This window comes from Gillisia marina, assembly GCF_000258765.1.
Lineage (GTDB): Bacteria > Bacteroidota > Bacteroidia > Flavobacteriales > Flavobacteriaceae > Gillisia > Gillisia marina.
Window position 1 is genome coordinate 1 of record NZ_AJLT01000032.1, and the last position, 11,447, is coordinate 11,447.

The window sequence follows — 11,447 nt, forward strand, 5'->3', positions numbered from 1 at the left end:
CAATTGCGGGACTTTTTTTTTTAATAAGGTTTTTAACCTTCTTATGATTTCTTCATCACAACAGCATCTATAACGTGTACAACACCATTTGATGCATCCACATCTGCTTGAACAATAGTGGCAGTTTTACCATTACCGTCCTTAAGCATAATTTTATCACCTTGCATCATAGCGGTTAATTCAGCACCTTCAACAGTCTTAAATTTATAAGTTCCGTTGTTGTCCTTAATTGCTTTAGCTAAATCTGCAGAAGTGATTTCACCTGAAACAACATGATACTTTAATACCGTTTGTAAATCAGATTTATTCTCTTCCATCATTAATTTATCCAAATTAGCTTTTGGAACTTTAGCAAATGCAGCATTCGAAGGAGCAAAAACTGTAAATGGACCTTCATCTTCTTTCATCATTTGAGCTAACTCAGCAGATTGTAATGCGCTAACAAGAGTACTTAGATCTGCAGTAGCCATCGCTTTGGCAGCAATACTGTTAGACTGCATTTCCATCTTCTCTTGCTCCATTTTCATGTCAGCTTCTCTTTTAGCCTCTTCTTCAGCTTCCATTCTTTCCATTTCCATTTTATCTTTCTCTTCCTGCTCTTTTTTCTTGTTATCTTCACAAGATGTAAAAGCAAATGCAGATAAAACAGCAACTATTAATACATGTTTAATTTTCATAATTTCGTTTTTTGTGTTAATTAATTGATGCAAGTTAGCTTGGATTCCACAGTTATTGTGCATTTGGTAATTAAAGTTTAGTTAAATATTGTAAAGGTTATACTAATATCTTAAACTGCTTTTTTTGATATTTTTTTATCCGTATTTTTGCAACATCAATATAAGATCATGGAATTACTTTTAATTACAATAGTATTATTAGGCCTTGCTTTCGCAGGAATTGCAATAAAGATCTGGGCTAAAAAAGATGGTGAATTTGCAGGAACTTGCGCTAGCCAAAGTCCTTTTTTAAATAAAGAAGGAGAATCTTGTAGCTTTTGCGGGAAATCTTCGGATGAGATGAGAGATTGTTCAGATTCCAAAAAATAGGAATTATTAAATATGGCAATACTTTTACTCGGACTATTTATTCTGATTACCCTCGTTAATATCCTATTTTTTATAGGATATTTTAGTTTTGCCTCGGCAAAAGATTCCAATACCCAAGCTACACCCCCTGTTTCTGTAATTATTTGTGCTAAGAATGAAGCTGAAAATTTAAAGGATTTCATTCCATATATCCTTGAACAAACCTATCCAGATTTTGAGGTTATCCTTGTGAACGATGCCTCTGTTGATGACACCTTGGATGTAATGGAGCATTTTGAAAAATTAGACCCTCGCGTGCGTTTGGTAAATGTGCAAAATAATGAAGCATTTTGGGGCAAGAAGAAATATGCTCTGACTTTAGGTATCAAAAAAGCTAAAAATTCCACATTACTTTTCACAGATGCAGATTGTAAACCGGAATCTAATCTGTGGATTTCTGAAATGGCTTCAAATTTTGTGCAGGACAAGACTATTGTTCTGGGCTACGGAGGTTATTTAAAAAACAAAGGATCTTTTTTGAATAAACTAATTCGCTATGAAACCTTGCTAACTGCAATTCAATACTTTTCATATGCTAAATGGGGGATTCCATATATGGGTGTTGGAAGAAACTTGGCGTACACCTCTCAGGAATTTTATAACCAAAACGGTTTCGCTACACATTTACATATTAAATCGGGGGATGATGATCTTTTTGTAAATCAAGCAGGTACACAAGATAATACTGCTATTTCATTTAACAAATCTGCCATAACTAGGAGTGTGCCTAAAACAAATTTCTCCGCTTGGATACTTCAGAAAAGAAGACATGTCTCTACTGCAAAATTTTATAAGAAAAAACATAAATTCTTATTGGCATCATTTTTTTTCTCCCAAATTGGGTTTTGGATTTTATTAACAATCTTATTAATATTAAAAATACATTGGCCAATAGTCTTAAGTGTTTTTGTATTAAGATTTCTTATTCAATATACCGTATATTATAAGTCTGCTAAAAAATTGGATGAAATAGATCTTTTATGGTTAATTCCAGTTTTGGAAGTGTTTTTAATATTTACACAATTAAGTATCTTTAGCATGAATGTCTTTTCAAAACCAACCAATTGGAAATAAATAACGAAGTTCTTTTAAAGGAAATTGAAAAAGCTAAAAAAGGAGATCAGGCAGCCTATAAATTTTTGTTAGATTCATTTTGGGTAGAAGTATATAGTTTTCAGTTAAAAAGAACTAGAAATGAAGCTGATGCAGAGGATATAACTATACAAACCTTTTCCAAAGCTTTTGACAAGTTAAATAGCTTTAACTCTGATTATGTTTTTAAAACTTGGCTTATTACTATTTCCAAGAACATCCATATCGATCTTTTAAGAAAAAAGAAAGCTTCAATTAGAGCAAATACTTCAGACACTTCAATGGAATATGTTCATGAAATAATGGACGAAGCACCTTCAATGGAAGACATTTTAATTAACGAGCAACATTTAGCTCAGCTATTAAGCGACATTAAAGAGCTAAAACCACCTTATCAAGAAGTTATAAATCTTAGATATTTTCAGGAAAAATCGTATAAAGAGATCGCAGCTCATCTAGATGAACCCATGAGCAATATAAAAGTAAAACTTTTGCGTGCTAAAAAATTGCTCGCTCAAATAATAGAATCTCGTAAGGCTTAATTTCCTTTTAAGACTCTCGCTTTCAAATTATCCATTTCATCATATTATTGTATCTTTGAGCCATAGATTTTTGATATGATAACAGAAACTTTAGCTACCCAAAAACGCACTCCGAAACCAAAATGGTTACGCGTTAAACTTCCAACCGGTAAAAAATACACAGAGCTTAGAGGACTTGTAGATAAATATGATCTACACACTATATGTACTTCTGGAAGCTGTCCTAATATGGGAGAATGTTGGAGCGAGGGAACTGCTACATTTATGATTTTAGGAAATGTTTGTACAAGATCATGCGGGTTTTGCGGTGTAAAAACTGGAAGGCCAGACACTATAGACTGGGATGAGCCAGAAAAAGTAGCGAGATCTATAAAGCTTATGAAAATTAAGCATGCAGTAATTACCAGTGTAGATAGAGACGACATTAAAGATATGGGTTCTATTGTTTGGGCCGAAACGGTTAAAGCAATACGACGAATGAATCCTGAAACGACCTTGGAAACTCTTATCCCAGATTTTCAGGGAAATGAGCGAAATATCGATAGGATTATAGCCGTAAAACCAGAAGTGGTTTCTCATAATATGGAAACCGTAAAAAGATTAACCAGAGAAGTTAGAATACAAGCAAAATACGAACGCAGCTTGCAGGTTCTAAAATATTTAAAAGATCAAGGTATTGCGAGGACAAAATCCGGAATCATGCTTGGATTAGGGGAACAAGAAGATGAAGTAATTCAAACTCTGAAAGATCTTAGAAGTGTTAATTTAGATATCGTTACTATTGGTCAGTATCTACAACCAAGTAAAAAACATCTACCTGTAAAGCAATTTATTACTCCAGATCAATTTAAGAAATATGAAACTATAGGATTGGAATTAGGTTTCCGTCACGTTGAAAGTGGTGCATTAGTAAGATCTTCTTATAAAGCCCAGAAACATTTAACCTAAAAGTATTTCTTTCAAATAATGTCTCAAAAAATTAAAATTGGAATCAATGGTTTTGGCCGTATCGGTCGAAACCTGTTTAGACTTCTATGGAATCACCCCCTTGTAGAGGTGGTTGCTATCAATGATATTGCCGATACAGCAACATTGGCTCATTTATTAAAGTACGATAGTATACATGGTCGTTTTTCAGAAGACATTACTTATCAAGATTCTAATATTATAATAGATAAAAAGGTTATTCCGGTTCTACATGAGCAGCATCCAAAAGAGATTAACTGGAGTAAATTTGAAGCAACTATTATCGTTGAAGCTTCCGGTAAATTCAAAAACAAAAAAGAGTTACAATTTCACTTACAAAAAGGCGTAAAAAAAGTAATTCTTTCGGTTCCGCCAGATGACGATACTATTAAAATGATAGTTTTAGGAGTAAATGAGCAAATTTTGGATGGAACAGAGCAAATAATTTCCAACGCATCATGCACTACTAACAATGCCGCACCGATGTTGGATGTAATTCGGAAGAATTTTGGGATAGAACAAGCATATATTTCAACAATTCATTCTTACACTTCAGACCAAAATTTACATGATAAGCCCCATCGCGATTTAAGAAGGGCTAGAGCAGCTACTCAGTCTATTATTCCAACCACAACTGGAGCTGCCAAAGCACTCACAAAAATTTTTCCTGAATTTAGTGATGTAATTGGGGGATGTGGGATAAGAGTACCAGTACCTAACGGTTCTTTGACAGACATGACTATCAATATTTCAACAAACACGACAATAGAAGAAATTAATTCTGTATTCAAAAATGCATCCGAGACCTATCTCAAAGGAATCTTGAGTTATACGGACGAACCTATAGTATCTATAGATATTGTTGGTAATTCGCATTCATGTGTTTTCGACTCGGGAATGACCTCTGTAATCGGAGGAGGATTAATTAAATTAATTGGTTGGTATGACAATGAAATTGGGTATTCCAGCCGCTTGATCGATTTAATTTTATTCGTTTCAAAGAATTAACTATATTTAACAATATTATGCACCAGCCATTGCCCCAATGAGGAAGTTATTATTTTCTGTTTTTATTTTTCTTAGTTTCTATTCTACCTACGCTTTTCAAGAAAAAAGTGCAGCTGAAGTATCCGAAATAGATACTCAGGTTAGAGAATTATTAAGCAGCGCTGAAATTTCAATAAATGTCTTAAATTTTGAAAAAGCACATGAGCAACTCGACACTGCATTAGAGCTCGCAAAACAAATAGGGAATCAAAAATCTATTGCGCTTACTAGCAGTATACTCTCACAATTATATTATGTAAGACATGATTACCCTAAAGCCATTACCGAGCTAGAACGTGCTATTTCTATACAAAGAGAACTAGAAGACTTATCCGGGCTTAATTATAGCTATATAACATACGCAAAACTCTTTCATGCTACAGGTGCTCCGGAAAGAGCTATTAAATATTTGAATTTAGCCCAAGATTATTACGAAAAAGAAAATGAAAAAGAGTCTTTAGGGATTGTTAGTCTTAATAGAGCTATAGTCACTTTAGGAATAAGCCATGCTGTAGATAATGTAAATCTTGCATTAACTTATTTAAATAATGCTGAAATATATCTTAAAGAAACAGAGAACAAATATGAATTCTCCCGCCTATATTACTTTAGAGCTAGGGCCTATTTATTATTAAAAAATGCAAATCAGGCAGAATTAGAAGCGCTTAAAGCTATCGAAATTTCTAAACAGCATGATTTGGGAGGAATGGAAATGTATTCCAATGGGCTTTTAAGTCAAATAAAAGAAGCACAAAGAAAATATAGTCAATCGCTGGATTATCTAAAAATAAGCAATCGAATTAGGGATTCTATTTTTAATATGAACAAAGAGGCCTTAGCTTTAGAGGCTAATACGCGTTACGGGGTAGATACTATGCGCAGTAGTTTACAAACTTTAGCAGAGGAAAATGCGGAACAGGAACGTTCTTTAAAAGTTAATAAACTGACCACAATATTAAGTGTTGCGCTTATTACAATTTTATCGTTGCTAACACTTTCTTTATATAAAAACAATAATCTACGAGCAAGAGCAAATGATTTATTGCAAAAGAAAAATGATGAATTAACCTTAGCTAAGGAAAATGCAGAAAAGGCATCTTTAGCAAAAGCGCAATTCTTATCTACAATTACTCATGAATTGCGAACACCGCTATACGCTGTAACAGGTTTAACGCATTTATTATTAGAAGAAAGTCCAACCGAAAATCAGAAAGAACATTTAAATTCTTTAAAATTTTCCGGTGAATATTTATTGTCTCTAATAAATAATATACTTGACTTAAATAAGCTTGAAGCGAAGAAAGTAGAAGTTTTAGATACCTCGTTTAATTTAGAGAAAAGAATTTCAGATGTATTAGTAGCTTTAAAAAATTCTGCTGATGACAAGAAAACGAAGCTGCACTATAGTTTTGATCCTGATATTCCTAAAAAGTTAAAAGGTGATCCTCTTAAGATCTCACAAATCCTTATCAATCTAGTTGGGAACTCTATTAAATTCACGGAAAATGGAGACATCTGGATTAGTGTAACTAGGGTAAATCAAGTGGGTCAATTGGTATTCTTGCATTTTGAAATAAAGGATAATGGAGAAGGTATCTCAAAAGAAAAACAATCTTCGATTTTTGAGAATTTCACACAAGGCTCCCTTCAAATAAACAGAAAATTTGGAGGCACCGGATTAGGATTGTCAATTGTGAAGAACTTACTTAATTTGATGAATAGTGAGATCTATTTAGATAGCGAACTTGGCAAAGGATCTACCTTTAGCTTCGATTTAAAGTTTGAAGCCTTTGAGCAGGCAGACGGTGTTGCTGCATCTCAGTTAGCAAAATCTGCACCTTTGACTAACGATATTATGCACAATAAAAAGATCTTGATTGTAGAAGACAATAAAATCAATCAAATGATTACACGTAAGATCTTAGAAAAACATAATGTTGTTTGCGATGTAGCAGATAACGGGACTATTGCGGTAGAAAAAGCTTCAAATAATTATTTTGATCTTATTCTAATGGACATTCATATGCCAGGAATAAGCGGAATTGAAGCGACTGTTCTAATTAGAGAATTTGATGAGAAAATTCCAATTGTTGCTTTAACAGCGGTAACTTTAGATGAAAATTTAGATGAATTTTATTTAAATGGATTCACAGATATTATTCCTAAACCCTATAAAACAGAGGAGTTTTTCACTAAAATCAACTTTCATTTATCAAATAGAAACGTGCCCGTGTAATTATTGGCATGCAGTTTGAAGATATCGGCTTAGTAGAAGTATATAAAGATATATAGTTTGAATTAGCCAAATAGAAAAAAATGAGATGCATCGTGCATCTCATTTTTCATTTAAATATTAAGCATTTAAAATAAAGTTCGAAATTTCATCATTAAATTTTTTAGTATCACTAATAAATTTCATTTTGATGGGTATATAGAATAGCTTTTCTAAAGTTACTTCCCCCCTTAATCTCATATAATCTTTTTCGGTAGTTATCACAAACTTAGACCGGGCAATCGACTTTATCTCTTCGGAAGAAAAATTATGATGATCGGGAAAATTTAAATGTCGAAACGAAATTCCCGAATCATTTAAAAATTCGCATAAAGCATCTGGGTTTGCAATGCCCGTAACCAGAGTTATATCCCTGTCTATTAATTGATGAAGCCCTATTTTCTTAGATCCATTAAATATGAAATCGCTATAGCTTATATAACTAAAAAATAAATGCTGATAATTTCTAGGCGCTAACTTATTTCTAATACTATCTTGATTATCCAAGCTTAGATTTTCAGGGCATTTTGTGACTACAATAATTTTAGCCCTTTCTGCCCCATTTACTGGCTCTCTTAAATTTCCGGTGGGCAGCATAAAATCATCTTCATAAAGATCGTCATATTTAGTAAGCAATATATTTAAGCCTGCTTTCACTTTTCTATGCTGAAATGCATCATCCAATAAAACAAGATCTGGATTTTGTTCTTTCTGCAAATTAGCAATTCCTCTTCTCCTATTTTCATCTACAGCAACTATTGCATTCTCAAACTTATTTTTGAACTGAAGCGGTTCATCTCCAACATTTACTGCACTCTCATCAGTAGTTACTAATCTAAATCCTTTGGTTTTTCTTCCGTAGCCTCTACTTAATGTTGCCACTTTATGGCTCGGAAGTAGAAGTTCTAGTAAGTATTCAATCATCGGTGTTTTTCCGGTGCCCCCAACACTTAAATTACCCACACATATAACAGGGAAAGAATAAGCTTCCGATTTCAAAATTCTTAGATCGTATAAGAAATTCCTAATCAACATGATTAGACCATATAAAAGCGCAAAGGGTAAAAGGAATTTTCTTAGGATACTCATCTTAGCGAAAGTATAATATTTATATTTGAATTAAAATAGTATACATGATTATTGCAGAGGTTATAAAACACTTAGAAGATTTTGCTCCCATTGCCACCGCAGAAGATTTCGATAATGTTGGCTTACTAGTAGGAAATGCAAATACTGCTTTAAAGGGGGTCTTGATCACTCACGACACGCTGGAAGAAGTGGTTGAAGAGGCAATTGCTAAAGATTGTAATTTAATAGTAAGTTTTCATCCCATAATTTTTTCTGGCCTAAAAAAATTGAATGGTAAAAATTATGTAGAACGCACGGTAATAAAAGCAATAAAAAACGACATTGCTATTTATGCTATTCACACTGCACTAGATAATCACCATTTGGGAGTAAATAAGGTTATTTGCGATAAGCTTGGACTTTTAAATACAAGAATATTGATCCCCAAAAATGGAGTAATCAAGAAGCTAACTACATATGTTCCAAAAGAAGAGGCAAGTGATTTGAGAAAAAGGTTATTTGAAGCAGGAGCCGGAGCAATTGGAAATTACGACGATTGCAGCTTTAACATAGCGGGTACCGGAAGCTATAAACCGAATGCAAATGCCAATCCTACAATCGGTAAAAAGGGTGAAGTTCATTTTGAAGATGAAATTCAGATTGGAGTAACTTTTCCGAAGCACTTAGAAAGTAGTGTTTTAAAGACACTTTTCGAGAACCATTCTTACGAAGAAGTGGCTTACGAGATAGTCACTTTAGACAATCCCCATCAACAAATGGGAATGGGAATGATTGGGGAATTCTCTGAAGCTATAGAAGAAGCTGATTTACTTTCTCTTATAAAAACAACTTTTAAAGCAAATGGTATAAGACATTCTCAATTACTAAACAAAAAAAGTGAAGAAAATAGCTGTTCTTGGAGGAAGCGGAAGTTTTGCCATAGAGGCCGCAAAGAATGCGGGCGCAGACTTCTTTATAACAGCAGATCTTAAGTATCACGATTATTATAGAGCCGAACAAAAACTGGTGGTTGCAGACATTGGCCACTATGAAAGTGAACGTTACACAAAAAACCTATTACATTCGTATCTTAGTAAAAAAATTAGTAATTTTGCAATTATTTTAGCGAAGACAAAAACGAATCCTATCAAGTATTATTAAATATGGCAAAGAAAACCGAGGTTACTGTAGAAGAGAAGTTAAGAGCATTATACGATCTTCAGTTAATTGACTCTAGAATAGACGAAATTAGAAATGTACGAGGTGAACTTCCTTTAGAAGTTGAAGATTTAGAAGATGAAGTAGCCGGATTAAATACACGTATCCAAAAGCATGATACTGATCTTGAAGTAATTGATAATGACATCAAAACCAAGAAGATTCTTATCGAAGATGCTAAAGCGTCTATCAAAAAATATGCTGAACAACAGAAAAACGTTCGTAATAACCGTGAATTCAATGCACTTAGTAAAGAAGTAGAATTTCAAGAACTTGAAATAGAACTTGCAGAAAAGCACATTAAAGAATACAGAGCTTCTATTGAACAAAAGAAGGAAGTTATTGGACAAACCAAAGAAAAATTGGAAGATCGCCAAAAACATTTAGCGCACAAAAAAGGAGAATTAGATGAAATTTTAGCTGAAACTCAGAAAGAGGAAGATATGCTAACTAAAAAATCTAATGATTTTGAAACTCAAATTGAAAGCAGACTAATTAATGCTTATAAGAGAATTAGAAATAATGTAAAAAATGGCTTGGCTGTAGTTCCTGTAGAAAGAGGAGCTTCCGGTGGATCTTATTTTACTATTCCTCCACAAGTTATTGTTGAGATTGCTAGTAGAAGAAAGATTATTACAGATGAACATAGTGGACGAATCTTAGTTGATGAAGATTTAGCTAAAGAGGAACAAGAAAAAATGGAAAAAATGTTCTCTAAGTTTTAAGACATTATAATCCGAATATTTAGGGTTTAAAATAATTGCAACGTATGCGATTATTTTAAACCCTATTTTTTTTGGAATAAATTGATTAACATCATTTTCACACTATCCCATCGATAAAAAGATAACTTTATTGAAATAATTTAATACCTAAATCTATGAAAGCACCTATACTAGCCTTTTTAGCGATTACGTTAATCTTTACTTCTTGTAAAGATTCAAGCACTTCAGAAAACGATTCTAATATAGAAGTTGTTTCAGATGAGAATTTAAATTCTGATATGGATTCTGATAATATTAAAGATTCAAATACCTCGACTGAAACGGAAGATATTTCAAATGACACCAACATTTCAGCGACAAGTAATACTTCTGAAACACCCAATACAAATCCAAGCGAAGGCAAAACCAAGCCCACGAATAGCAGCGCTAATTTAAGCGGTGCTTATATAAAGATCGGCGAAGAAATGGATAATTCATGTTCATGCTATTGTGTGAATATTAACTATGTCGGGAATTCTGAAATGTGTTTAACACCATCTAAAATTTACATAAATACTAGAATGGTAAAATCAAATAACCAAACTACCAATGTGTTTTTAGTAAATCCTTCTTCTAATAATTCGGAAGGAAAAGACATTCCTTGGTCTAAATTTGATAAGAATGCCCCAATAGCAACCATAACTTCTAAAGAAAATGGGGAATTAGAACTAGACTGGTTAGGATTCTCTATAAATGGAGACTTAGCTATAGATTATGCTATTCTTGGCAAAAAAAACTTTAGAAGGAAATTATAAAAAGAAATAATATGAAATCTATTTTATTACTAACATTTTCCATGGCACTTTTAGCTTGTGGAAATGGAAATACCAAATCAGCTACAAATCCGGAAATTGCTAATGCAGAACCCGTAGAAGTGCCTATGCAAGACAATATGGCAAAGGCTTATTTTGCCAGTGGATGTTTTTGGTGCGTGGAAGCTATCTATGAAAGTGTTAATGGAGTAAAAGAGTCTATTTCCGGCTATTCCGGAGGTCACACTGAAAATCCTACGTACGAATCTAGCAACACTGGTAGAACCGGGCACGCGGAAGCGGTAGAAATTATTTATGATCCAGAAGTGGTGAGTTTTGAAACCCTTGTAAAAGTATATTATGGTTCGCAAAATCCAACCCAAGTGAATGGTCAAGGGCCAGATAATGGATCGCAATACCGCTCTATCATCTTCTACCAGAACAATGAACAAAAAGCAATTATAGAAAAAGTTTCAGCTGAAGTTGCGAAAAGCTATGACAAACCATTAGCCGCAGAGATAGTTCCTTTTCAAAAATTTTGGGTAGGCGAAGATTACCATCAAAATTACGAGAAATTACATCCGGAGAACCCTTATATCCAAAATGTATCTATTCCTAGATATAATAAGTTCAAGAAAAAA

The 11,447-nt window shown here is 33.3% G+C and carries 11 protein-coding genes and 1 pseudogene; 10 read left to right on the top strand and 2 right to left on the bottom strand.

All coding sequences use genetic code 11. The annotated features are described in order from the left end of the window. Positions 1-41: 41 nt before the first annotated feature. Complete coding sequence (locus tag ON07_RS09175; protein ID WP_029331750.1) at positions 42-677, bottom strand: fasciclin domain-containing protein; 636 nt, start codon at positions 675-677, stop codon at positions 42-44. A 168-nt stretch (positions 678-845) separates the two neighbouring features. Here ON07_RS09175 and ON07_RS09180 point away from each other — a divergent pair, with 168 nt between their 5' ends. From ON07_RS09180 to ON07_RS09205, 6 genes are all read left to right on the top strand, one after another. Next, positions 846-1,046 (top strand): hypothetical protein, encoded by a 201-nt coding sequence (locus ON07_RS09180; RefSeq protein WP_010230390.1) that lies wholly within the window; start codon positions 846-848, stop codon positions 1,044-1,046. A 12-nt stretch (positions 1,047-1,058) separates the two neighbouring features. Then, positions 1,059-2,159 carry a glycosyltransferase gene (locus tag ON07_RS09185; protein ID WP_010230392.1) on the top strand — a complete coding sequence of 367 codons (1,101 nt, stop codon included), beginning with the start codon at positions 1,059-1,061 and terminating at the stop codon, positions 2,157-2,159. Further along, positions 2,150-2,719: an RNA polymerase sigma factor gene (locus ON07_RS09190; RefSeq protein ID WP_010230394.1), complete on the top strand. Its 570-nt coding sequence runs from the start codon at positions 2,150-2,152 to the stop codon at positions 2,717-2,719. Before ON07_RS09185 ends, ON07_RS09190 begins: the two co-directional genes overlap by 10 nt. A 75-nt stretch (positions 2,720-2,794) precedes the next feature. Further along, a complete protein-coding gene (gene lipA / locus ON07_RS09195) occupies positions 2,795-3,667 on the top strand; it encodes a lipoyl synthase (RefSeq protein ID WP_010230396.1) in 873 nt (290 codons plus the stop codon). 18 nt (positions 3,668-3,685) lie between these two features. After that, positions 3,686-4,693 (top strand): type I glyceraldehyde-3-phosphate dehydrogenase, encoded by a 1,008-nt coding sequence (gene gap / locus ON07_RS09200; RefSeq protein WP_010230399.1) that lies wholly within the window; start codon positions 3,686-3,688, stop codon positions 4,691-4,693. Positions 4,694-4,730: 37 nt separating this feature from the next. After that, the gene (locus tag ON07_RS09205) at positions 4,731-6,968 is read left to right on the top strand and encodes an ATP-binding protein (protein ID WP_010230403.1); all 2,238 of its coding nucleotides are present in this window, start codon (positions 4,731-4,733) and stop codon (positions 6,966-6,968) included. Between the two features lie 117 nt (positions 6,969-7,085). On the opposite strand, the gene lpxK is transcribed toward ON07_RS09205, so the two are convergent. Then, complete coding sequence (gene lpxK / locus ON07_RS09210; RefSeq protein ID WP_010230406.1) at positions 7,086-8,093, bottom strand: tetraacyldisaccharide 4'-kinase; 1,008 nt, start codon at positions 8,091-8,093, stop codon at positions 7,086-7,088. A 44-nt stretch (positions 8,094-8,137) separates the two neighbouring features. Here lpxK and ON07_RS15075 point away from each other — a divergent pair. The 4 genes and pseudogenes from ON07_RS15075 to msrA all read left to right on the top strand — a co-directional run. Further along, positions 8,138-9,233 (top strand): annotated as a pseudogene (locus tag ON07_RS15075) (Nif3-like dinuclear metal center hexameric protein). Between the two features lie 2 nt (positions 9,234-9,235). Next, complete coding sequence (locus ON07_RS09220; protein ID WP_010230411.1) at positions 9,236-10,015, top strand: zinc ribbon domain-containing protein; 780 nt, start codon at positions 9,236-9,238, stop codon at positions 10,013-10,015. A gap of 155 nt (positions 10,016-10,170) precedes the next feature. Then, positions 10,171-10,809 carry a hypothetical protein gene (locus tag ON07_RS09225; RefSeq protein WP_010230415.1) on the top strand — a complete coding sequence of 213 codons (639 nt, stop codon included), beginning with the start codon at positions 10,171-10,173 and terminating at the stop codon, positions 10,807-10,809. Between the two features lie 11 nt (positions 10,810-10,820). Further along, a partial coding sequence (msrA, locus tag ON07_RS09230) for a peptide-methionine (S)-S-oxide reductase MsrA (RefSeq protein ID WP_010230418.1) occupies positions 10,821-11,447 on the top strand: 627 nt, incomplete at its 3' end.